Annotated in this window: 17 protein-coding genes; 12 read left to right on the plus strand and 5 right to left on the minus strand. The window is 31.4% G+C overall.

All coding sequences use genetic code 11. The features are described 5' to 3' along the window. Position 1 precedes the first annotated feature (1 nt). Positions 2–598, minus strand: coding sequence for a Crp/Fnr family transcriptional regulator (locus H2650_RS04395; protein WP_188049553.1), 597 nt, complete (start codon positions 596–598; stop codon positions 2–4). A 265-nt stretch (positions 599–863) separates the two neighbouring features. Between H2650_RS04395 and H2650_RS04400 the strand changes: the two genes are divergently transcribed. The 7 genes from H2650_RS04400 (at position 864) to H2650_RS04430 (ending at position 8,818) form a co-directional block, all read left to right on the plus strand. Further along, on the plus strand, positions 864–2,678 hold the full coding sequence (locus H2650_RS04400) for a hypothetical protein (protein ID WP_188049554.1): 1,815 nt from the start codon (positions 864–866) through the stop codon (positions 2,676–2,678). Positions 2,679–2,773: 95 nt separating this feature from the next. Further along, a complete protein-coding gene (locus tag H2650_RS04405; protein ID WP_188049555.1) occupies positions 2,774–3,142 on the plus strand; it encodes a hypothetical protein in 369 nt (122 codons plus the stop codon). 341 nt (positions 3,143–3,483) lie between these two features. Further along, the gene (locus tag H2650_RS04410; RefSeq protein WP_188049556.1) at positions 3,484–4,410 is read left to right on the plus strand and encodes a hypothetical protein; all 927 of its coding nucleotides are present in this window, start codon (positions 3,484–3,486) and stop codon (positions 4,408–4,410) included. Between the two features lie 5 nt (positions 4,411–4,415). Further along, positions 4,416–6,398: a TonB-dependent siderophore receptor gene (locus H2650_RS04415; protein WP_188049557.1), complete on the plus strand. Its 1,983-nt coding sequence runs from the start codon at positions 4,416–4,418 to the stop codon at positions 6,396–6,398. A gap of 1 nt (position 6,399) precedes the next feature. Further along, the gene (locus H2650_RS04420) at positions 6,400–6,771 is read left to right on the plus strand and encodes a hypothetical protein (RefSeq protein ID WP_188049558.1); all 372 of its coding nucleotides are present in this window, start codon (positions 6,400–6,402) and stop codon (positions 6,769–6,771) included. A gap of 68 nt (positions 6,772–6,839) precedes the next feature. Continuing rightward, the gene (locus tag H2650_RS04425) at positions 6,840–7,712 is read left to right on the plus strand and encodes an MbnP family protein (RefSeq protein WP_188049559.1); all 873 of its coding nucleotides are present in this window, start codon (positions 6,840–6,842) and stop codon (positions 7,710–7,712) included. An 80-nt stretch (positions 7,713–7,792) separates the two neighbouring features. Further along, a complete protein-coding gene (locus tag H2650_RS04430) occupies positions 7,793–8,818 on the plus strand; it encodes a cytochrome-c peroxidase (protein WP_188049560.1) in 1,026 nt (341 codons plus the stop codon). A 97-nt stretch (positions 8,819–8,915) separates the two neighbouring features. On the opposite strand, the gene lysS is transcribed toward H2650_RS04430, so the two are convergent. The 3 genes from lysS to H2650_RS04445 form a co-directional block, all read right to left on the minus strand. Further along, entirely contained in the window at positions 8,916–10,619 is a 1,704-nt protein-coding gene (lysS, locus tag H2650_RS04435) for a lysine--tRNA ligase (RefSeq protein ID WP_188049561.1), read from the minus strand. Between the two features lie 178 nt (positions 10,620–10,797). Continuing rightward, positions 10,798–11,808 (minus strand): hypothetical protein, encoded by a 1,011-nt coding sequence (locus H2650_RS04440; RefSeq protein WP_255462794.1) that lies wholly within the window; start codon positions 11,806–11,808, stop codon positions 10,798–10,800. A 14-nt stretch (positions 11,809–11,822) separates the two neighbouring features. Further along, the gene (locus tag H2650_RS04445) at positions 11,823–13,055 is read right to left on the minus strand and encodes a hypothetical protein (protein ID WP_188049563.1); all 1,233 of its coding nucleotides are present in this window, start codon (positions 13,053–13,055) and stop codon (positions 11,823–11,825) included. Positions 13,056–13,335: 280 nt separating this feature from the next. On the opposite strand from H2650_RS04445, the gene H2650_RS04450 reads away from it, so the two are divergent. Both H2650_RS04450 and lipB read left to right on the plus strand, forming a co-directional pair. Next, positions 13,336–14,070, plus strand: a complete 735-nt coding sequence (locus H2650_RS04450; protein ID WP_188049564.1) for a hypothetical protein — start codon at positions 13,336–13,338, stop codon at positions 14,068–14,070. A 200-nt stretch (positions 14,071–14,270) separates the two neighbouring features. Beyond that, complete coding sequence (lipB, locus tag H2650_RS04455) at positions 14,271–14,969, plus strand: lipoyl(octanoyl) transferase LipB (protein WP_188049565.1); 699 nt, start codon at positions 14,271–14,273, stop codon at positions 14,967–14,969. A gap of 66 nt (positions 14,970–15,035) precedes the next feature. On the opposite strand, the gene H2650_RS04460 is transcribed toward lipB, so the two are convergent. Then, positions 15,036–15,695: a ribonuclease HII gene (locus tag H2650_RS04460; protein ID WP_188049566.1), complete on the minus strand. Its 660-nt coding sequence runs from the start codon at positions 15,693–15,695 to the stop codon at positions 15,036–15,038. A gap of 376 nt (positions 15,696–16,071) precedes the next feature. Between H2650_RS04460 and H2650_RS04465 the strand changes: the two genes are divergently transcribed. From H2650_RS04465 to H2650_RS04475, 3 genes are all read left to right on the plus strand, one after another. Further along, positions 16,072–19,254, plus strand: coding sequence for a SusC/RagA family TonB-linked outer membrane protein (locus H2650_RS04465; protein WP_188049567.1), 3,183 nt, complete (start codon positions 16,072–16,074; stop codon positions 19,252–19,254). A gap of 17 nt (positions 19,255–19,271) precedes the next feature. Further along, a complete protein-coding gene (locus H2650_RS04470) occupies positions 19,272–20,714 on the plus strand; it encodes a SusD/RagB family nutrient-binding outer membrane lipoprotein (RefSeq protein WP_188049568.1) in 1,443 nt (480 codons plus the stop codon). 709 nt (positions 20,715–21,423) lie between these two features. Then, positions 21,424–24,561 carry a TonB-dependent receptor gene (locus H2650_RS04475; protein WP_223151074.1) on the plus strand — a complete coding sequence of 1,046 codons (3,138 nt, stop codon included), beginning with the start codon at positions 21,424–21,426 and terminating at the stop codon, positions 24,559–24,561. The last annotated feature ends 5 nt before the right edge of the window (positions 24,562–24,566 follow it).

Genomic DNA, 24,566 nt, shown 5'->3' on the forward strand with positions numbered 1-24,566 from the left:
TTTAAAAGTATATTTTGTGATTTATGATTTCTACTTTTTTGCAGTCATTTAATTTTGAAAAAACCCGAATTACTGTCTCCACACGTAAGCCTGTAAAGTTCGCAATTTCCTGACGGGTATAAGGAATGATTTTTTTGTCAGACGCACAACATTCGGATTTTCTCTTGTGTTTTTCTAAAAAAGCAATAATTCTAAATTCAGGAGTTTGATTAATTATTTCTTTAGAAGTAATAGATTTTGAGTGGGTTTTTCTGGCGAGTAAAATCAGAAATGATTTCAGTATAATAGGATATTCATCTAAGATTTTTAGAAATTTTTCCTTGCATAATTTTATGATCGTAGCATCGTGTAGGCAAACTGCTTTTGAAGGATATAATTGATCAATAAATAAAGGAGGTTCTCCAAAACTTTCTCCTTTGCTAAAAAGTCCTTGTGTAAATTCTTTTCCTTCATCATTAGAGTTATACATTCTTACGCTACCATCAATTATTTGGTAATAAAAATGAGCTTCTTCACTTTCATTAAAAACGACTTCATTTTTTTTGTACTTTTTGGCTACAGCGCCCCAAGAGAATAGTAAGTCTATGTCTATTTGCATAATGTAATCAAAATTTAGAAATGTTTTATTTCGGCTCTATTATTTATCAATATATATTACAAATCGGATTGGTATAAAGTTATCTAATAAAATCAGAATATTAGTAATAAACAGTTTAATAAAAATAAATACTTTAAGCTAAAGTGCTATAAAACAGTTCGAAGTGCTAAGGTATTTTAATAAAGGACAAAAAGGTATGATATTTATCAGTTTTTTTTAAATTTTCTTTTTCGAATTTTGTCGTCTATCTAATAAATTATTTTATATGACAACACTTAAACCACTTCATACTTTTCATATTCCAGTTATGGGGCTAGCCTATACAATTGATAGTCCAATACGAGTGGGAAAGTATGGCATATCGTCTGTTATTTCGATTATGGATGATGAACTTATCGAAAAAATGAATGCTTTTTACAGCGCAAAATTTGATCTGCCTTATCAAGAAATAACTCAAAAAATTCATGATTATCGCGCAGAACGTATCACCTCTTATTTAAACTTAGTAGATAAAATTGTTAAGGAAAAATTCGAAAATTTTAAAACAGAACTTTCTGAAAGTAAAACAGCATTAGAAAATTACATCACAATGTTATCCGATAAATCAGGTATTAAAGCTGGTTTGCAAAACATGATGGATGATGGATTAGCGTTAAAAGAAACAATCAAAAACTATCTTGAAGAACATTTAACTCCTGGCGATATCGATGTAAATATCATGACAAAATTGGATAAAGACAATTTTATAAAGGAGGAACAATTGCCTATTATTTTTAATGATGCACATGCAGCACTTCGAGGTTTTGCTAATAGTACTTTAGAATCATCAGTTGTTTTATCTGCTGGTATGAATCCGAGATTATACAGTTATTTTGAAAATTTTTCTGCTTTCTTCCCTGATTTAAATGACAAATTAAAAAAGAAAATTACACTGAAAGTAAGTGATTTTCGTTCGGCTATGATTCAAGGTAATTTTTTAGCCAAAAAAGGACTTTGGGTTTCCGAATATCGAATAGAATCAGGACTAAACTGCGGCGGACATGCGTTTGCTACAGAAGGGTATCTTTTGGGGCCTATTTTAGAAGAATTTAAACAAAAAAAGGAACAATTAATTCAGTCAGCGCATGAGTTAATGGTTAAGGCTTTGGGTCAAAAGGAGATGCACATACCTCAAGAGCCTTTAGATTTAAAAATAACAGTACAAGGAGGAGTGGGAACTGCTGAGGAGCATGATTTCCTTTTAGAACATTACAAAGTAGATTCTGTTGGTTGGGGTTCACCGTTTTTGCTAGTTCCAGAAGCAACCTCAGTAGATAAACATACAAGAGCATTGTTGGCAGGAGCTAAAGAGGAAGACTTATATTTAAGTCATATTTCACCATTAGGAATCCCTTTTAATACGTTACGAGGAACTACCAACGAATTATTAAAACAAAAAAGAATTAATGAAAATAAGGCTGGGAGTTCCTGTCCAAAACGTTTTTTAGCACTTAGCAAAGAATATGATGCAAAAGGGATTTGTACCTCTTCAAAAAAATACCAAGATCTAAAATTAGACGAGCTAGAATTACAAAAAGAAACGCTATCTGCAGAAATTTTTGAAAAAAAGAAAAATAATATTACCGAGAAAGCTTGTCTTTGCGTGGGTTTAGCTAATGCTTCTTATCTTGAAAATGATATTAAAATAAAAGGTCAAGCACAAGGTGTCATTATTTGTCCTGGACCTAATATGGCCTATTTTGATCATGAAGTTTCACTGTCTCAAATGATGCAACATATTTACGGTAAAGTATCTGTATTAAACACAACAGATCGTCCTAATCTGTTTGTAAAAGAATTGAAAATGTATTTGGATTATTTACAAAATGAAATCGAATCTGTTTCTGATGAAATTACTGCTGCACAAATAAAAAAATGGAATGCCTTTAAAAATAATTTAATTATCGGAATTGGTTATTATGAAGATTTATTTTCAGGGAATTCTTTTTTTCAAAAAACTAAAAAGGAGATTTTAAATCAATTTGAGTCCTATAAACAAGAGTTAATTAAGATTGTTATTCCAGAATTACAGTTCGCTTAATTTGTGCTAAGTATTTGTTTTAAATAGAATAATTTATTTCTGAAATTATTCTATTTAAAACAAATTTTCATATCATAATTTTGTAATTTCGCATCGTGAGAAAAATCATATTCATAGTGGTATTAATCCTGCTTATAAAGCCAATTCTTCCGGTTTTAGAGTATGTGGTAAACTATGATTATATCTCAAAAGTACTTTGTATCAATAAGGACAAGCCCATGATGCATTGTAACGGAAAGTGCCACTTAATGAAGGAGCTTGCCAAGGCTTCTGAATCAGAAAAAGGAAAAGAAAAACATATTTTTTTCTCTTTTGAAAATAACATCCTTTTTTGTAACGAAATTCCATATAATACCCCTTTTGTTTTTTATAAAAACTTTATCAAAAAGAATTTTATTTCTAATAAAATAATCTACACATTCTCTTTGGCTAATCGTGTTTTTAGACCACCTCTCTTTATTTAATTTTTGGAATAGTTTCTTCTAAAATTCAATAAAATTGGGTTTAGTACTTCTTTTTGTACTTAACCTTAATTTTGTAGAATGCCTCTCTATATAATAGGTTTATTAGAGAACTATGACCTTTATGGTTTACAAAATACAATTATTCTTAATCTTAAGTCTCATTGATTTTCTAGTATTTGTTGCGATATTGATATAATAGAATTTTTATAGATTCTCATTATAAACAGTAATGCTACAGGTATGTACTGTTTTATTAGTTTTTATACAGAAATGTAAATAACAAATAATTCTGCTACATCGTTTGCTATGATATTAAGATGCTTAGCTGAAATTAATAAATAATGAAATCCTTTCAATTTTATGTAATTGCAATTTTAATTGCAGTTACTCATTCGTGTACTTTAAATAAAACAGATTACGAAGCCGAAATAAGTACTGATGTTACTGAATATTATGAGTTTAAAGAAGTGTCTGTGTCTAATGTTGGTGCTTATATAGTAAGTATCGAATCATTAAATGGAACTTTTTACAAAGGCTATAACGAAATTCGTGTTAAGATTTTAGATACTCAAACCAATCAATTTATAAAAAAAACAGCAGTGAAATTTTTACCTATTAAAACTGCTTTAAATTCTGAAAAATCCTCTTGTCCCCATGAGTATCAACTAAAATACAAGCCCAACGAAGAATATTATTTGGGATATTCTGTTTTTTTAGAAGAGAGTGATGCTAGTATAAAATGGAAAATATACATAGATTTTACAGTAAATAATGAGTCTTACACTGTTGCGCCAGATGTTGTTATAAAAGCACAGCCTAATAAAAATCTGAATATGACAACATTTAAAGGAAAGGATGGAAAAGAATATGTTATCGCTTTACTGTGGCCTCAAAAACCAAAAATTGCAGAAAATAAATTAGTTGCAGGAATTTATCAATACGATCCGCCTTTAAATTCTCCGGGAGTTTTTCCTGACCCATCACAGTTTTTATATTCTCAAGTAAAAGGTTATAGCTTACTATTAGATCCAAGAATGCCAGAACCTTCCATGGGGAATCACTCTTCTATTAATAATAAAAATTTAGTTCAGCAAGAAGATGGTTTGTATTATGGAATTGTCAATTATACTATGACGGGCAATTGGACATTGAATTTTATAATGTTAGATCAAAACGGAAAAACCATCAAAGGAACGCAAGTTTCCAATGAATTTACGCCAGGAATTGAAGGAGCAAAAAGTGATCTTTTTATTAATATCTTATTCTAATTGTAATGCGATTACTAACAATAGTTTTGCTGTTTTTTCAAGTAGTTGTTACTGCACAAAATACACCAATAAAAAAAGATACTATCATTGTTCTTAAAGAAGTAAAATTAATTTCAGCTACCAAAAAGAAAATAGAAACAGCAATGAAAATGGCAGTTTCTGTTGATGATTTTTTAGCTTCTTCTAGCAGTATTAGTTTTATAAAAAGAGGTGCTTATGCCTGGGAACCTTTATTAAATAATATGAGTACGGAGCGTTCTGTTGTAACTATTGATGGCATGCATATTTTTGGTGCTTGTACCGATAAGATGGATCCTGTTACGTCGTATTTAGAAAGCAATACGCTTTCTAGTATTGATATAAAATCAGGTCAAGAAGGTAGCTTACACGGCGCAACTATAGCAGGAAGCATTGATCTAAAGAGAAAAAGCACCTCTTTTGGTCTTGAAAAGAAATGGAACGGAGCCTATCAAACCGGTTTTGAATTTAACAATAAACAATTTTTTAATCTAGGAAACGTATCGTATTCTAGAGAAAAATTGGTCTTTGACGCAAGTATATCCTACCGTGATGCGGGTAATTACCAAGATGGAAATGACAATGAAGTTAAACATTCTCAATACCATAAATTCAATACTTCATTGGGATTAGCATTTAAAACCAGTGCGTTGTCATCGGTTAGAGCTGAAGCTATTTTTGATGAGGCAAAAGACGTTGGTTTTCCTGCATTACCAATGGATTTATGGCTTTCTAGAGCATTAATTACTTCAGTTTCTTACAAACAATTGTTTGAAAAAGGATTAATACGAGTTATAGATACTAAAATCTATTTTAACGCTATAGAGCATTATATGGATGATACTACAAGACCAGAAAATCTTGTTCATATGGACATGCCAGGTTGGAGCACAACTTATGGTTTATTGTCTAAGGCTAATCTTAAAAAGGATCGTTTCTCATCTGAAATTCAACTGAATGCCTATAATAATTTATCTATTGCAGAAATGCGAATGTATCCGCAAGACCGCAACAATAGAACTATGTTTGCTTATAGTTGGCCTTCTGTAACTACCGCTTTTACAGGAATAGCAATGAATAATTCATGGGAGTTCTCCGAAAAAAGTCAACTGAATTTTGGAGGTTCTTTAGGGTTGAATTATAATTATTCTAAGTATGTCGAATTTAATTGGATTTTTCATCCAGGAGCATCTCAAGAAAAAACTAGAATACTTCCCAGTTTGCATACCAGCTATCAACTTAGCGTTGCTAATTTTAATTTTTCAGTAGGAACGGGCTATGGAGAACGGGCTCCATCAATTTCTGAAGGGTATGGCTATTATATTTACAATAGTTTTGATCGCTATGATTATATAGGAAATCCTGATTTGAAAAATGAAATATCGTATGAAGGTAATGCTAGCGCAGGTTTTAAAAATAAAAAATTAAACATTCAAGCTAAAGTAAATTATTTCTTTATCGAAAATTATATTATCGGTAGAATTTTAAGCCTCGGAAGTCCTATGAATTATCAATCTATTGGAGTAAAAGGATATACACAATTAAACCATTCTACGTTGTTTAATTTCTCTTTAAATTCAGAGTTTGCTATAATGCCTAATCTACATTGGAAAGGGATTTTAACCTACGCGAGAGCAAAGGATGATGAAGGTAAAAACTTGCCATTTATTCGCCCACTTAGCTACCATACTTCTCTTCATTACAAATACAAAAAAATTGGTTTTCAAACTTTATTGAATGGTGATTTTGAACAAATTAATTACAGTCCAGAATATGGAGAAGATCAAACGCCTAATTACATGATTTGGAATCTTTCTGCAGATTATACTTTTAATATCAAAAACAAAAAAACGGTTTTTCAGGTTGGTGCAGAAAATATATTGAATGAATATTACAGTACTTACGCTGACTGGGGTAATATTCCAAGAATGGGACGTAATGTTTTTACCTCTTTAAAATTTAATTTTTAAAATGATCAAATCTTTTTTTAGTGTATTTATGTCCGTTTTGTTCTTGCTTATTACCTCTCAGCAAGCACTAGTAATTTTGCGCTTCAAACTCAATCAAGATGTTATAGAAAAAGAATTTTGTGAAAATAAAAATCGTCCAGAATTGAATTGTCATGGAAAATGCCATTTAAAAAAAGAATTAAAACAAACTGAAAGTAAAGATTTAGAGCTTAAAAATTTTTATAAAAACTTTGACTTGACTTTTGTTTATAGAGCTGATTTTGTTTTTAAGGCTCCTTATTTTATTGCGTTTCCTAGAAAAATTGGTTACGCAGAAATTCGACATTCTGAACCTTACTTAGATATTTTTGTTCCTCCACCGCTTGTAGTTTAAGGAGTCAAAAGATTGAATAATAATTACAAAAATGAATAAAATACAAATAGTTTTAAAAATAAATAAAAATGAAAAATTTAAAAAAATATCTTTTAATGCCAGCTATTCTTTTAGCTGTTGTTTCTTGTAGCAATGATGATGAAAATCCGGTAGCTAATAGTGTGGCATTAAAGTTCAATAATACATTTGATAATACAACAATTATTCTGGGTGATGCGGCTTCTACGACGGCTTCTGTAAAGACATCTGGAGCAGGACAAGTGCATCGCTTTTCTGAGTTGAAATATGTAATAAGTAACATTCGTCTTGTAAAAACAGATGGAACAGAAGTGCCTTACAATGTAAATAATCTTGATAAAGGTGCGGTGATTGTAGATCAGTCTAAAGCGGCATCTTTAAACTATGTTATGAGTAATATACCAGTTGGTGAGTATGCTAAAATAAAATTTGGATTAGGTGTTAAACAGGTTTTAAATGCCTTAGACCAAGTAAAATTTCCAAGTTTTTATGCTGCTGCTGGTGCAAATGATACTGAAATGATGTGGGAATGGGGTACTGGATATCGCTTTACTAAATTAGAGGGTTTTTATGGGGCAGACAATAAACAAATGTCTATTCACACCGGAAGTACTGTAGAAGGAAATAAAGTAGATGCGACTTCTTATGTTCAAGGTGTTGATGCTTACAGAGATATTACATTAAAGCTTACAACTAAAGCTATTGTAGGTAAAAATGCACCAAAAATAACTATCAAAGCAGATTTCAATAAACTATTAAGTGGTACTACAGTAATTACTTTATCAACTGGAAGAAGCGGAAGCAGTAATGCTACTCCTAATATTCATACCGCTTTACAAATAGTGAAATTTGTTGATAATTTAGGTGGGAATGGCACAACTGATGTAAAAGGTATGTTTTCTATTCTAGCGGTAGAAAACTAGATAATAAGTTTTAGAGCCGTTTAAAGTTGAAAAATAGAACGGCTCTATTTCTAATTTTATTCATACTAAATTTTTCTAAAATGAAAAAAATAATATGCTTTTTAAGTTGCATTGTCTTTTGTCTTTCCTGTAATGATACTGATGATTATGAGGCCATTTTTTTAGAGAATGAAACGATTTCTTTAGAAATTCCTGTTGGTTTTCCTGCATTAAATAACGCATTTTATACAAATCGACCGACGAAACTAGGTGTTGAATTAGGTAAAAAATTATTCTCTGATAAAAGATTTAGTGCTAATAATACTATTGCGTGTTCGAGTTGCCATATACAAGCTAATGCTTTTGCAGATAACAATGCTAAAGCTATGGGGATTTTTGCAAGGATAGGGCTTAGGAACACGCCGCCTATTCAAAATATGGCGTTCCTGAATTTTTACAATTGGGATGGAAGTAAATTACAATTAGAAAAGCAATCTATAGTTCCTATAATAACTCATGAAGAGATGAATTCTTCAATTATAGAGGTTATTGACAAAATTAAGGTTGATAAAGCGTACAGAGATTTATTTAAAAAGACTTTTGGAGACGAAAATATTACTCCAGAAAGGATTTACAAAAGTATTGCCCAGTTCGAATACACACTTATTTCTGCCAATAGTAAATATGATAGAGTGAAACGAAAAGAGAATGAATCTTTTTCAGTTTCTGAAGCTCGTGGATATCAAGTTTTTCAAGAAAAGTGTAACAGTTGTCATAGTACAGAATTGTTTACGGATCAGAGTTTTAGAAATATTGGTTTCCCGTTAAATACAGATTCTAATGAAGGAGGACGAGGGAGGGTCACTGGTATCGAGAAAGACTATATGAGTTTTCGTGTTCCTACTTTAAGAAACATTGAAGTTACTGCTCCTTACGGGAGTTTTGGACAATTTGCTACTCTAAGACAACTATTAGATTATTTAGATAATGGTGTGATACTAACGGATAATTTAGATCCCATTTTTAAAGGAAATGGAAATAGAATTCCGCTAAATGAACAAGAAAAAATAGATTTAATTTCATTCATGAAAACATTGACTGATACTCATTTTTTGGGTGGTGATTGAGATTAAAAAGTTTTTTTCTAAAATGTGATGAAAAAGTATTGCATAAAAAAAAAGGAACTCAATTGAGTTCCTTTTTTTTTATGTTCTAAATGAAGTTTTATTCTTTTAATCTGCAAGCTTTTACATCACCATCAACTACTACTTCTGTCATGCCAAGAGCAGCTAAATTTTTCATGGCTTTATCCCATTTTTTTCCGCTTAATTCTGATTTGGTTTTTAATAATCCAAATTCCATTTGGTTATTATTGGTTTGCAGTAATGCTACAATTAATTTTTCATCGTCTTCTAATTCAATCTGAACTTGTTTCTTTTCAGGTCTCATCTGAGGAAACAGTAATACTTCCTGAATAGAAGCATTATTGGTCAAATACATAATCAAACGATCCATACCAATTCCCATTCCAGAGGTAGGTGGCATTCCGTATTCTAAAGCTCTTAAAAAATCTTCATCAATAATTCCCGTAGCTTCATCGTCACCTTTTTCGGCTAATCGCATTTGGTCTTCAAAACGTTCTCTTTGATCTATTGGATCATTCAATTCAGAATAGGCGTTGGCCACTTCCTTACCGCAAACCATTAATTCAAAACGCTCTGTCAATTCTGGATTATCTCTATGTTCTTTGCATAATGGTGACATTTCTTTTGGGTAATCAGTAATAAAGGTTGGTTGAATATAATTTCCTTCGCATTTAGCACCAAAAATTTCATCAATCAATTTTCCTTTACCCATCGTAGCATCAACGTCAATTCCCATTCCTCTTGCAGCCTCAAAAAGTTCCGCTTCCGTTTTCCCAGAAATGTCAAAACCAGTAAAATGTTTAATAGAATCGGTCATTGTCACACGAGCGTAAGGTGCTTTGAAACTAATTTGGTGTTCACCAAAAGTAACTTCCGAAGTTCCGTTTACGGCCACTGCGCAATATTCTAATAGCTCCTCGGCAAATTCCATCATCCAGTTGTAGTCTTTGTAAGCTACATATATTTCCATGGCAGTAAATTCTGGGTTGTGGGTTCTATCCATTCCTTCGTTACGGAAATTTTTAGAAAACTCATAAACCCCTTCAAAACCACCAACAATTAATCTTTTTAAATACAATTCATTTGCAATACGCATGTATAACGGAATGTCAAGTGAATTGTGGTGTGTAATAAATGGTCGTGCTGCTGCACCACCAGGAATAGGTTGTAAAACAGGGGTTTCTACCTCAAGATATCCAGCGTTATTAAAAAAGGTACGCATGGCGTTAAATAATTTTGTACGCTTAATAAATGTTTGTTTTACATGCTCATTTACAGTCAAATCTACGTAACGCATTCTGTAACGCAATTCGGCGTCATTAAATGCATCGTGTACTTTTCCGTCCTCATCTACTTTTGGTAAAGGTAACGGACGCAACGTTTTGCTTAAGAAAGTGAAAACATCAACACGAATGCATTGTGCACCAACTTTGGTAGTAAACAATTCTCCTTCAATTCCTATAAAATCCCCAAGATCTGTTAATTTTTTAAAAACCTGATTGTACATGGTTTTGTCTTCCTCAGGACACAAAACATCGCGATTCACATACAATTGAATGCGTCCTTCACTATCTTGCAATTCAGCAAAACAAGCTTTTCCTTGGTCTCTTACACTCATCAAACGGCCAGCGACAATAACCTTCTTTCCGTCTTCAAATTGCTCTTTTATCTGCTTCGAAGTATGATTTACAGGAAAAAGATTAGCAGGATAAGGATTGATTCCTAAGTTGCGTAGCGATTGAAGTTTTTCTCTTCGGATGATTTCTTGTTCAGATAATGCCATTGTGTTCTAATTTTTAAGAATGCAAAGATAAGTTTTTGTTTTTAAGTATAAAGTTTAAAAGCAAAGGTTTTGGTTTATAAGTATCAAAAAAAAAATACAAATTAAGCAGTTCTAAGAATGCCTAATTTGTATTTAAGTTGAATTAATTTAAAAGTTCGTTTTTAGCGAATCAAGTCTTTTACTTTTGTTCTGCTATCGTTGCTTTATTAAGTTTTATAATTCTTATTTTTTTATTGGTATTGTCTGATAAAAAGATACGATCCTTGTATTGTGCAGTGCTAATTATAGTTCCAAAGGAATTATTGCCCATAATATCAGATGCATTTACTCGTGGATTGTAAGTTTGCCCTATGAATTCATTTATAGGATACAAGCGCAATAGGTTTGAATTCCCTACACTTTCTGATGCAATGGCCCATTCTGTTGTAAAAGTGATTGCTACAGGTCGGCTTTCTGAAAGGGCTATTTTTGCTGGTGCCAAAGCAGTTGTAGGTGAATTTGCAGCGCTATTTCGAATTGCTTTGATAGGATAATACAAATAACCTTCTGCATTTCTACCGGCAACTACTAGATTTCCTGAATTTATATCCATCGAATAGATTTCGTCAAAACCAGTGGTTGTATTTAATTTTGCGATAGGTGTTAAATTCCAATTGCTAGTTTCGGTGATTTGTGAAGTTTCAAACACTTTAATTGATTGTTCTTTTTCTTTAACAAAGACTAATCCGTCTTTTACTGTAACACCAAATACGTGTACAAAAGTAGTCCACCATTGACCATTTCCTAAAGTATTGATTCCGTTAGTTGTTTTTTCATCCATCACAAAAAGTCTAGAATCTACACTTCCTAAGTAAATTCGTCCGTTATCAATAGAGATCGACGAAAGTTTACTAAAGGGTATGGTTGTAGAACCTTTGGTATAATTGGCTATTGTTTTGATGTAGGCCAAAGTTTCTGCATCAAATATTTCTAGAACATCTCCGTTGCAAATGTATAATTTGGAGTTCGAAACCGCTATTCCTTTTGGATCCAAATTTTTAGTTCCATCTCCAATTTCAGTAGCCGAGATACTAGTATCTTCAGTAGGTTGATAATAATTATAATTCGTTGGAGTATCGGTTTCTGAAGAGTCTTTGCTACAATTAGTCAGTAAACAAAGTAAGAATATATAGGAAATTATTTTTTTCATTTTGTAGGTATTTTTTAATTCCATTTCCCTGTTCCTTTGTATTTTAACAAAAATGGATTATTGGCATTTATTTTGAAAACTGGTTTTTTATAAGTTGTGTTTAGATATTCTTTTTTAGTCCAGCTTTTCAAAATTTCTGGATCTATAAAGGGTAAGTCGTTTATATGAATCAAGTATTTGTAAAACTGGGTTAACATCTCTTGTTGGCCTCCACCTTCGCCACTGTTCGCTAAATTACTACTATGGCTATATCCAGTATGGTGAGAATATTCATGAGACCAAACTGACATTTCTCCTGTCCAATGTCCTGTTATGTATCCAGATTCCCATTGTGATGCTAAAGCGCCACCTCCCAACGCAGAATCGCCACCAACCATTGCTATATGCAGATTTCTATTGTCAACATAATTTTTATATTGTTGCTCTATTTCAGCTTTCGAATAGTAATCATAATTTCCGTCAGCATCCTCAGCGTTTCCATGCCAATCTAATGCGCCATTGATCGGTTTTCCAGCTACAGCTGCTTGTTCTTGTTTGTATTTGTCAAAATTTACAAAAGTATCATAGTAAATGGGATGACTCAAGGCATAAGAATAATTGATGATCATAGTGATCGCTTCCTTAGCTAATACAGGATTCATAGGCAAAAACCTTCCTAATTCGGCCAAATGATAACCATCGTGAAATTGAACCAATTGAGAAGATTTTATTTTTTTGAATTTAGCATATAAGGGATCCGTAGATTCTACCGAAAATTCGATTGAGCCAGATGAAAAGCCTGTAATTTGATCAATAGTTACTGTTTTGCCAGATTCTAATAAATAATCATTTTTCCCAGCCACTAAAGGAATTTGATGAAAAGAACGATGAAAAGCAGGGATGTTTGTAAAATGATAAATGACAAATCGTTTGTCGTAATTTGGTAATTTTGCGTAAATTTTCACATCAGATAATCCTACAGGAGAGTAAAGAGATATTTGTACGGAATCCTTTGTTTTTTGAATCACTTGTAAAGGTTGATTTACCCTAAACCATCGATCGCTTTTGTCATACATTTTTGAAGGATTTTCTGAGTCTTCAAACATAGTCATTGGTCGATTTTCTTTAGGAAGTTTAGATCCGTCAATAGTTGCTTTGTAGTGGGGCTCATAAGCAGCATAATTGGTGTCGCTGTCGCAACTACTAAGTATTAAAAATGGGGTGATTAATACTATAAGTAAAATTTTTCTGTAGGTTTTTTTCTGCATTTAATTAATTTAAAAAGGTTTTTTTTATTTATATTTTGCAAACTTCGTTCTTTTTTAATTAAACTAAAATTTGGTTTTAAATTAATTTTTTTTTGATATTTTTAATAGGAAAAAAATTAATATTGTTTTTTTTAAATCATTTTGCTTGCTGCTAATAAATATATTGGTAATGTGTTATTTCTCTTTCAAAAATTGAAATGTTTTTTTCTTTTTTAAATTATAAATGTCAAATATCAAAATCTTTTAATTGTCAGATTTTTGCTATATTTGAAAAAAAATTATGCGAAATTTGAAACTGTTTTTCTCCTTATTTTTAATATTGTTTTTTTCGGCTTGTCAGATGACTGAAACTATTTTTTTAAATCAAGATGGTAGCGGAACAATAACCACTCAAGGATTGCGCGATGAATCAAGTTATATGAAATTAGTTGGTGAAGACTATTCTAAAGAAAATGATTTTATAGATAGTAGCTATGTTTTTAAAGAATATATATCAAAATATCAAGAAAATTTTTCTAAACTACCCTTGCATGAAAAGTCAGTTTTTAATCAGTACAAAGAGGTGAATGTACATATCAAAAAAAACTCTTTTGATAAAGAATTCAGAACTGTAATTTCTTGTAAATTCGATAAAATCGAAGCTGTTCCTGACTTATATAAAACGGAAGAGTATGCAGATGATTTACGACATAATTATGCTTTGTCTGCAGAGGAGCATTATTATAAAGTAAGTTATTCTTTTGATGGAAATGTATTTAAAAGAAGCGTTACGATTACCGATGTAAAAGAATTAAAGAAACAGCAAGCAAGAATGATAGCATTATTAAAGCAACTTGGAGATGTAAAAATGAATCAGTCTTATGTTTTAGATTATCACTTTCCTAGAAAAATAAAATACGTTTCGAATAAAGCAGCAATAATAAGTAATGATAAATTATCTGTTTCACTAAGGTTTCTTATATCCTATTCTTTACAAGATCCTGAAAGTACAACACTAGAAGTTGTTTTAGAGTAATGGGATTTTTGATTAGCATAGCTTTTTGATTACTATCCAAAATAATTAAAGATATTAGTAGTGAGTTTTTTATTTAAAAATTGATTCCTCAATATTATCAAGCGATTGTTGATTCTTGGAAAAAACAAAATAATAAATTGTAAATTTGTCACTGACTAAGAACAGAATCTAAATTGATTAATTTTTCTCTGTAATCACAAATGAACAAAACGATACAACTTCAAGATTTAGGAAATAAGGATTATAAAGCCACTTGGGAATATCAAGAACAGCTCTTTAAAGAAATTGTCGATCTCAAAATTAGAAATAGAATAGAGGAACTTGATTTAGCAACACCCAATTATTTTTTGTTTGTAGAACATCCGCATGTTTATACATTAGGGAAAAGTGGAGATTTAAGTAATTTATTATTATCTGAGAAACAACTAGCTGCTAAAGGGGCTACTTTTTATAAAATTAATAGAGGTGGCGATATTACTTATCACGGTCCTGGTCAAATTGTAGGTTATCCTATTCTGGATTTAGAAAACTTTTTTACCGATATTCATAAATATTTGCGTTTTTTAGAAGAAGCTATTATTTTAACGCTTCAGGAATACGGAATTTCTTCAGGACGCAGCGAAGGAGAGACTGGAGTTTGGCTAGGTGTAGGAACTCCGTTTGCTAGGAAAATTTGTGCTATGGGTGTCCGTGCCTCACGATGGGTGACCATGCATGGATTTGCTTTGAATGTTAATGCCGATCTTGGATATTTTGATAATATTATTCCATGTGGGATTCGTGGTAAAGCAGTTACTTCTTTAAATGTAGAACTTGGTGTTGAAAAAGTAAATGAAGAAGAAGTGAAACAAAAAGTCTTGAAACACTTCAAAGAGTTATTTGAAGCAAAATTTGTGTAATAAAATCAATCAATCAATTGGAATGCAATTATTTTTTTTTGTTTAAAAACAACAAAAAAATAAAAATCATAATTCAAATTTTAATTGCTCTGGAAGCAACTTGAATGTCATTCTGTGGTATTTCGTTATTCCATACTTTCTAATGGCTTCTCTATGTTCTTTAGTAGGGTAGCCTTTATTCTTTTTCCAATTATACATTGGGTACTCCTCATGTATTTTATCCATGTATTCATCACGATAGGTTTTTGCTAAAACGGATGCAGCAGCAATACTCATGTATTTTGAATCTCCTTTGACAATGCTAGTGCTTGGTATAGCAGTTAATATTTTAATCTCTGATTCGCTGAATATTTTTCCGTTAGTTTTTACAAATCCTTTTTTCCTGATAAAAGGAGTGTTGCCATCTACAATTACATATTCTGGTTGTGGATTCAATTGTAATACACTTTCCTGCATTGCTTTTATAGAAGCATTCAATATGTTTATATGGTCTATTTCTAAAGGCTCGAGATGAGTTACCGCAAACGTTAGGGCTTGTTGCTCTATTAAAGGGCGTAATTGACTTCTGGTTTTCTCAGATAACTTTTTACTGTCATTTAGTATTTCATTTTTGAAATCATTCGGTAAGACTATTGCGGCAGCCGTAACTGGTCCGGCAAGACAGCCACGACCGGCTTCATCAGTTCCTGCTTCAAGATTTTGGGTAAAAAAATAAGGATGTAGCATAATTGTTGTATTTTATTACAAATAAAGTAAGTTTTGAGGAATTTAATGAAGAAAAATTATCATTTTAATCTTTCATTATTCAATTTTTTCACATGCCTAAAAATTAAACTTTATAAGAAAAGTATAATTTACATTTTTTTAACTGATTGTTAACGTCAGATTGAGTCATTATTGAGGTTTTCATAAAATTTTTATAATTTTTTTTTTACATTTTATGTTTTTTTAAACCTAAAATACTGATTTTTTGACAAGGTATTTTGATTAAAATTATGTTATTATCTCAATAATGTTAAATATTTTTTTCATAGAGCATGAATCTATAATATTTAAGAAAAAATTAGCATTTTTGTAACATAACTAATTCAAATAAATTAAAATGAGATTAAAATTCAAATGGATTTTTACGCTATTATTAGCGTTGTCTATGCAGTTTTCTTTTGCACAAGAGAAAACTATTGCGGGAGTTGTTTCAGATGCAACGGGACCTATTCCTGGTGTAAACGTTATCGTGAAAGGTACAAATAGATCAGTTCAGACTGATTTTACTGGTAACTTTTCAATTAAAGCGAAATTTGGTGAAACACTATTATTTTCGTTTGTAGGCATGGACCCGGTAACTAAAGTTATAGATGCATCTATAATGAATGTTAAAATGAAAGATGCCGGTAATGTTTTAGAAGAAGTTGTTGTAACTGCTTTAGGAATTAAAAAAAGTGCTAAAGCTGTTGGATATGCTGTGCAAGAAGTTAAGGCAGCAGATTTGAACAAGGCTTCTAATAATAGTTTAGCGGGAGCTTTACAAGGAAAATTAGCAGGAGTTCAAATTACACCTTCAAGTGGAGCGCCAGGTGCTTCTTCACAAATCGTAATTAGAGGAGCTAGATCTTTTACAGGAAACAATACACCTTTGTATGTAATTGATGGAATGCCAGTAGCTTCTACATCAGATTATTCTACAGGTAATAGTGTAACTGGTGCTGATGTTGCAAATCGTGCAGTAGATATAGATCCTGCAGATATAGAGTCTATTTCTATATTAAAAGGGCAAGCTGCTGCTGCAATTTATGGTATTAGAGCCTCTAATGGTGTTGTTGTTATTACAACTAGAAGTGGAAAAGGTTTAGCTAAAAACGGAAAACCAGTTATTTCGTTTAATAACTCAGTTAGTTTTGAAACTATTTCTAAAAAGCCAGAAACTCAAAATATATACGCTCAAGGTACACAAGGTAAATATGAGCCTACAAACTCTCTAAGTTGGGGGCCGAAAATTTCAGAATTACCTAATGATCCAATTTATGGAGGAAATGTTCCAAATGCTTTAAACGGTGGTACACTTAGACCAGGTTTATATTATGTTCCGCAACGTTTGAAAGCTGGTTTAGATCCATGGGTTGCTCCAAAATCATATAATAATATAAATGATTATTTTACAACTGGTGTTACTATAAATAACTCTATAAACATAGGTCAGTCTACAGAAAAAACAAATTATTCATTTGGAGTTGGGTCTTCTAAGCAAGATGGATTTATGCCTGGTACAGGAATGAATCGTTATACTGTAAAAGGAGTAATTGAGACTAAGTTGAATGACCATTGGAAAACAGGTGCATCTTTTAACTATGTTCAAACAAAAATTGATAAAAGTCCTTCAGCTAATGATGGAGTATTAGCAGGTGTTTTTGGAGCTCCAAGAAGTTATGATATAAAAGGTATCGGTTTCGAAGCTGCAACTAATCAATATGATCAAGTTTATTATAGAACTGGAGCGTTTAACAATCCTTATTGGGCTGCTAAATATAATGAATTCAGCGAAAAAACTAATCGTTTTTACGGTAACGCAAATATTCAATATGCACCTACAATAAGTTCAGATGGATCAAAAAAATTGACATTTAAATATCAAATTGGTTTGGATTCTTACACTACTAATTTTAGAGATGTTTTTGAATTTGGTAGTAAACACGATTTAAAAGGTACTAGTAGTAATATCAGTTTGTACGGAATTACATCTGACGTTATTAACTCTTTATTTACTGTCAATTATAATATGGTTTTTGCAGAAGATTTTAATCTTAACGTTCTTGTAGGGAACGAGTATAATCATAAAAATAATAAAGGATACAGCGATTACGGATCAGGCTTTAACCTTGGTGGTTTTGCTACTATTTCTAATGCTAGAATTGTGACTTCATCAGAGGACAGATCACAGCAAAGAAATGTTGGTTTTTTTGGAAGTACTGAGCTTTCTTTTAGAAACTTCTTATTTTTAAATGGAACTATTCGTGAAGATTTTGTTTCGACAATGCCACGTGGTAACAGAGATTTCTTATACCCATCAGCTTCACTTTCTGTAGTGTTAACTGAATTAGAAGGTTTAAAACAAAATAGTTTTTTATCTTTTGCAAAACTTAGGGGATCTGTAGCTGAAGTTGGACAAGCAGGTACTTATTTACAAGATTTTTATGCAAAACCTACTTATGGTGGTGGATTTTGGGGACAAGCACCAATACAATATCCTATTGGTGATGTAAGTTCATTTATTCCTAATACAACATTGTATGATCCAAATTTAAAAGCACAAAATACTCGTTCTTATGAATTAGGTTTTGATTTTAAATTTTTTAACAACCGTATCGGTTTAGAATATACTTATTCTAGGCAAGATGTTAAGGATCAGATTTTTGCAGTTCCTTTAGCGGGTTCTACAGGTTCTGCTTCATTTGTTACAAATGGTGGAAAAATTCATACTGATGCTCATGAAATTTTGTTGACTGCTAGTCCAGTTAGAACTAAAGATTTTGAATGGAATTTAAGTGCAAATTTCTCAAAAATTGACTCATATGTTGATGAATTAGCTCCTGGTGTTGAGAGCATATTCTTAGGTGGTTTTGTAACTCCTCAGATTAGAGCTAGTGTTGGAAGTAGATTTCCTGTTATTTATGGAGAAAGTTTTAAAAGAGACAATGGTGGTAATGTAATTGTTGGTACTGATGGTCTTCCAATGATTGGTGAAGCTAAAGCTATTGGAGAAGTTGCACCTAAATTTAATTTAGGCGGTTCTACACAATTTAGATATAAAAGAGTTTCTTTAGGAGCTACTTTTGATTGGAAGAATGGTGGAAATATTTATAGTGGTTCTAACAGTCTTATGGCACTTTACGGTGTTGATGTTGCTACTGGTGATAGAGAAAAAGGATATGTTTATCCAGGAGTTAAAGCTGATGGATCTAAAAATGATATCGTCTTAGGAGGAGCAACTAATCCTAATGGACAACAAAACTTATACAACCGTTTGAGTAGTATACACGAATCAAGTGTTTATGATGCTAGTTTTGTTAAATTAAGAGAAATAAATTTAGGATATACATTTCCAAAATTACTTAGTGAAGCTGTAGAATTAAGAACTAGTGTTTTTGCTAGAAATATATTGCTTTGGTCAAAATTACCTAATATTGATCCTGAGGCATCTCAAGGAAATAATAATATCAGTGGTGGATTTGAGCGTTTATCAATACCTCAAGCAAAAAGTATAGGATTCTCTTTAAATCTTACATTCTAATTTATAAAATATTTAAAATGAAAAATATAAAAATTGTATTAACGGGTTTTATAGGTTTGTTTTTATTTCAATCTTGTTCAGAAGACAAAATGGATGAAATAAATACTAACAAAAACAACCCATTAACGGTACCAACAAGATTAGTTATTACCGATGTAATTACTGCTACAGCTTTTGATGTAACAGGTTCAGATTACTCTTTCTATGCTGGAGTTTATAGTGAATTGAATGCAGGTGTCTTTGGACAATTGTATGATGCACAAAACAGAGACGGACAACCGCAACTAGCATCTACGTATAATAATAACTGGAATAGTAGCTATAGACAATTGAGTACTTTGAAGGGTATTATCGCTAAATGTTCTGTAGGTGGTGCAGAATCTGGTAATTATACAACATTAGGAATAGCTCAGATCTTATATGCATATAATTTAGCTGTATTAACAGATTTGTTTGGTGATATTCCTAATTCAGAAGCTTTAAGACCTAAAGAAATTCTTCAGCCTAAATTAGATAAGCAAGAAGATGTTTATAAGGAAATCTTTAAAACGCTTAACGATGGTATTTCAAATTTAGAGAAAACCACAACTTATCCAAGTCTAGGTGTTCAAGATTTAATATATGCAGGAAATGCAGCAAAGTGGAAAAAAGCTGCTAATGGTTTGTTGGCTAGATATACAATGCGTTTGTCTTTAAAAAAGGCTGATTATCCTAATGTTATTAATTATGTAGATGCTTCTTTTGCTTCGGCGAATGAAGAGCTTAAATTGGTTAGTAATTTCATTCCTAATCCATATTCAAGATTTGAAACTGATAGAAGTTACTTAGCAGTATCTAAAAGTTTTTATGATAGAGTAAATGCAAACGGTCCATTAGACGCTAGAGCAGATGGTTATTTTACTAAAAAAGCTGGAGTGGTTAAAACTTTTAATAATTCTATCTTGAATGAAGTAAATGCTGTTAAAATTTATTCTATTTCAGCATTGATAAGTGATAAAAATCCTATATATTTATTAAGTTACCATGAGTTGTTGTTTTTGAAAGCAGAAGCTCAAGCGAGATTAGGTCAAGATTTAAATGCATTAAATACTTTGAAACTTGCAATAAAAGCAGCGTATCTTAAAGAACAAGTGGTAAGATTTACATCTGCACAAGCAGATGCTTACATTGCAACAATTCCTGTTTTAACTGGAAATGATCTTTTAAAAAGAATTATGGTGGAAAAACAAATATCTTTTTATGAAAATGAAGGTATTGAAGCTTACAATGATGTAAGACGTTTAAAAGCTATGAATAACGCTGACTTACTTCCTTTAGTTAATCCAAAACCTCTATTTTTCCCAAAAAGGTTTGGTTATGGTACTTCAGATGTTTCAACAAATCCTAAAGTAAAAGCTGCCTTTGGAGATGGATCATATGTATATTCAGAAGATGTTTGGTGGGCAGGAGGAACAAGATAAGTTTTTCTTTAAAATCAAAAATAATAAAAACCCGATTACTTTATGTAGTCGGGTTTTTTTAATTTTGCGGATTGTGAGTAATTGTATTTTTATTTAGCATACTTTTTCTTATTGTTGGTTAAATAAATAATTTTGGCGATGTGTTATTAATACTTTAGAAGTTGTTAAGAGTATCAATAATTATTTATTATGGTTTCAAGTTTTCTTATCCCATTAAGAGATAAAAATGCAAATTCTAATACTATTCAGAATAAAGGCTACTAATTTAATTATTCCCTTATCTTTTAAAAAGGCTATCCAGAAATGGACGGCCTTTTTTTTGAAATCAATTTTTAGTTTGTATTAATATTTTACCTAATCCTAATCTAATTTGAAGTTTTACATTTGATCTGAACTTCAATTTTGTAAAACTCTTAATATGTTTTGTTTTAATTTTATATTTTTTAATAGTATTTTTTTACAAACAAATTATATTGAAGTATTCCAACTTATTTGATCTTAATTTTTTATTGTTAATTTTTCATTGTGTTTTAGTCATTAATTAATAGATCTTATAGAATAATAATTTTTTCTATTTAATGTTAAGTCTTGTATTTGCTGAACTCTAGTTTTTATTAATGTTAAATAATTTAATATTTTATGTTAATAATAGTTTATTTAACAATTTATTAAGATGTTTGCTGAATAATTAACTAAACCAAACAAAAAAATGAGATTAAAATTTAAATGGATCTACACGCTATTGATAGCGTTATCTATGCAGTTAGCTTTTGCACAAGAGAAAACTGTAACGGGTGTTGTTTCAGATGTTTCTGGTCCTGTACCAGGCGCAAATGTAATTGTAAAAGGAACTAATAGATCAGTTCAGACTGATTTTAACGGTAGCTATTCCATAAAGGCTAAAGTTGGAGAAGTACTACAGTTTTCGTTTATCGGTATGAATAGCTCGTCTGTAACTATTGGTGCTTCTAATACGATTAATGTAAAGATGAAATCTGATTCTCAGGATTTAGATGAAGTTGTTGTAGTTGGATATGGAACGCAAAAGAAAAGAGATGTAAATGGTGCTATTTCTAAAATTGGAGGTGATAAAATTAAAGATATAGCTGTTCAAAGTTTTGATCAAGCTTTATCTGGTGCAGCATCAGGGGTAAATGTTTCTTCTCCTAACGGTGTATTAGGAAATCAAGCAGTAATACGTATTAGAGGTGTAAATTCTATTAATTTGAGTTCTTACCCCTTAATTGTAATTGACGGAGTTCCTTCTTGGAATGGAGACAATTTAAATCAAAGTAATGCTGCCAATAATCCATTGTCAGATATTAATCAAGCTGATATTGAAAGTGTAGAGGTTTTGAAAGATGCTTCATCTGCTGCAATATATGGTTCAAGAGCAGCTGCAGGTGTTATTTTGATAACAACTAAAAAAGGAAAACTAGGTAAAGTTTCTATAAACTTTGACTCTTCTGTTAGTTTTACAAGTGCTTACAATTTAATTCCACTTTTAAACGCAAATGAATTTACTGAAATTAAAAATGAAGGTCTAGCTAATTTTGGAACACCAGCAAATGGTACTACAAGAGGTTTTTATACTATGAAAGATGCTAATGGTAATCTTGTAGATACTAATTGGTATGATTATGCTTATAGAACTGGTGTTGCCTTCAATCATAATCTTAGCATTTCTGGTGCTACTGAAAATACTAAATATTTCTTATCAGCGGGTCAATTAGAGCAAGAAGGAATGTTTATTAATAACGATTTTAGAAGACAAACAGGTCGTTTCACATTAGATCAAAAAGTAAATAGTTGGATTAATATTGGTGGTACCTTTAGTTACACGAATGCTAAAACCAATGGCTTAAACACAGGTTCTGCAAACGGTGCTGCTTTTGCTGCTTCTGGTGCAGCAAGGTTAGCATTTGTTCAAGCTCCAAACGTGGGACCATTCAATAATGATGGAACCTATAATTTAAGAGGAAACCAGATAGGTTATGGAAATAATTTAACGGCGTTGCAATATGTTAATGCTAAATACTTGACCGATACAAATACTTTTATTGCTCAAAATGATCATATTATTTCTAATTTTTATATAGGATTAAAAATAGCTAAAGGGCTTAATTTTAAATCTTTGTATGGTATTGATAATTTAATTATCGAGAATAAAGATTTCTTAGGGCCACTTCAAGGAGACGGATTTACTGATAAAGGTACAGCAAGTAATACCATGAATAGATATACTAGAAAATCAATTCAAAATATATTAGATTACAATCTTACTTTGGCTGAAAAAAATAATTTTAGTGCTTTATTAGGTACTGAAAGACAATATTCTAAAACAGATGCTTGGGGAGCTACAAGAAAAACGGTTTCTGATCCTTTTTTTAATGAATACCAAGGAGGTTATAGTACAATAGTTCCTGCGGGTAACTTATTGATTGAAAATTATCTTGAGTCGTATTTTGGACGTGTTAATTACGATTATGATAAAAAATATTACTTTTCTATAAACGGGAGAAGAGATGGTTATTCTGCTTTTGCACCAGGAAATAAATGGGGTAATTTTTATGGTGGATCTTTAGGTTGGACGGTTTCTGAAGAGGATTTCTTTAAAAATTCTGCCATTGGTAATGTATTAAATCAGTTCAAATTGAGAGCTAGTTATGGACTTGTAGGAAATAATCAAGGAATTGCTAGTTATGCTTCAAGTAGTTTCTTTAATGCAGGTCTAAACGGAACAAATCCAACACTTTTTTATGCTCAAGCGGGAAATAAAAATTTAACTTGGGAAACAAGTAAAAAAACAGATTTTGGTTTGAATTTTGGATTGTTTAATGATCGTATTACAGGAGAATTAGGCTATTACAAAAATAATATTGATGGATTGATTTTAAGTGTTCCACAAGCCTCTTCTACAGGAATTCCAGATAGCTCAATTTTGGCTAACGTTGGAAGTATGAGTAATACAGGTTATGAGTTGACTTTAAACGCAAAAGTTTTGTCTAATGGTGATTTTAAATGGAATACAAGTTTTAATATTTCGACTCAAAAAAACCGAGTTTTATCTTTAGATGCTAATGATTCTGATATTATTACTGCTACTGCTTTAGAAAACACAAGTATCACTAGAGTAAATGAGTCTATTGGAAACTTTTATATTGTGAAAACGGGAGGAGTAAATCCTGCTAACGGAAGAAGAATTTTTTATTATAGAGATGGTACAGCGGTTCAGTACGATCATGCGTCTCCAGTAGCTTCAAGATGGACTAAAGTAAGTGATGGATCTGTTACTCGTGCGGCTAATCAAGCAGCAGATGCAGTTGTTTTAGGGCCAGCATTACCTAAGTATTACGGTGGTTTTTCAAATACATTTATGTATAAAGGATTTGATTTAAATGTTTCTTTGTATTTCTCTGGAGGGAACTATGTGTATAATGGTACAAAAGCTGGATTGCATGATCAGAGAGTTTGGAATAACTCGGCTGATGTTCTAAATCGTTGGAGAAACCCAGGAGATGTAACAGATATTCCTAAAATTGTTTTTGGTGATAATATTTCAAATGGTTCTTCTATGCCTATTTCAGATAATCTAGAGAAAGGTGATTTCGTAAAAGTTAGAAATATTGCTTTTGGATATAGCTTGCCTAAGAGTCTATTAGATAGAGTTCAACTTTCTAACTTAAGATTCTATTTAAGTGTGCAGAATGCCTTTACATTTACTAATTATTCAGGATTTGATCCAGAAATTTCGACAAACGGAAATTCAAATGGTTCGCCAAGTGTTGATAGAAATTCAGCACCTATTGCTAGAACGTTTTCATTTGGTTTAAATCTAAGTTTATAATTTTA

Source organism: Flavobacterium sp. GP15, assembly GCF_014281985.1.
Classification (GTDB): Bacteria; Bacteroidota; Bacteroidia; order Flavobacteriales; family Flavobacteriaceae; genus Flavobacterium; species Flavobacterium pygoscelis.

Coding starts and splice junctions, on each gene's coding strand:
- lipB (WP_188049565.1), top strand. CDS start 14,271: ATGAACAAAACGATACAACTTCAAGATTTAGGAAATAAGGATTATAAA.
- H2650_RS04400 (WP_188049554.1), top strand. CDS start 864: ATGACAACACTTAAACCACTTCATACTTTTCATATTCCAGTTATGGGG.
- lysS (WP_188049561.1), bottom strand. CDS start 10,619: ATGGCATTATCTGAACAAGAAATCATCCGAAGAGAAAAACTTCAATCG.
- H2650_RS04410 (WP_188049556.1), top strand. CDS start 3,484: ATGAAATCCTTTCAATTTTATGTAATTGCAATTTTAATTGCAGTTACT.
- H2650_RS04445 (WP_188049563.1), bottom strand. CDS start 13,055: ATGCAGAAAAAAACCTACAGAAAAATTTTACTTATAGTATTAATCACC.
- H2650_RS04440 (WP_255462794.1), bottom strand. CDS start 11,808: ATGAAAAAAATAATTTCCTATATATTCTTACTTTGTTTACTGACTAAT.
- H2650_RS04430 (WP_188049560.1), top strand. CDS start 7,793: ATGAAAAAAATAATATGCTTTTTAAGTTGCATTGTCTTTTGTCTTTCC.
- H2650_RS04460 (WP_188049566.1), bottom strand. CDS start 15,695: ATGCTACATCCTTATTTTTTTACCCAAAATCTTGAAGCAGGAACTGAT.
- H2650_RS04425 (WP_188049559.1), top strand. CDS start 6,840: ATGAAAAATTTAAAAAAATATCTTTTAATGCCAGCTATTCTTTTAGCT.
- H2650_RS04470 (WP_188049568.1), top strand. CDS start 19,272: ATGAAAAATATAAAAATTGTATTAACGGGTTTTATAGGTTTGTTTTTA.
- H2650_RS04465 (WP_188049567.1), top strand. CDS start 16,072: ATGAGATTAAAATTCAAATGGATTTTTACGCTATTATTAGCGTTGTCT.
- H2650_RS04395 (WP_188049553.1), bottom strand. CDS start 598: ATGCAAATAGACATAGACTTACTATTCTCTTGGGGCGCTGTAGCCAAA.
- H2650_RS04420 (WP_188049558.1), top strand. CDS start 6,400: ATGATCAAATCTTTTTTTAGTGTATTTATGTCCGTTTTGTTCTTGCTT.
- H2650_RS04415 (WP_188049557.1), top strand. CDS start 4,416: ATGCGATTACTAACAATAGTTTTGCTGTTTTTTCAAGTAGTTGTTACT.
- H2650_RS04450 (WP_188049564.1), top strand. CDS start 13,336: ATGCGAAATTTGAAACTGTTTTTCTCCTTATTTTTAATATTGTTTTTT.
- H2650_RS04475 (WP_223151074.1), top strand. CDS start 21,424: ATGAGATTAAAATTTAAATGGATCTACACGCTATTGATAGCGTTATCT.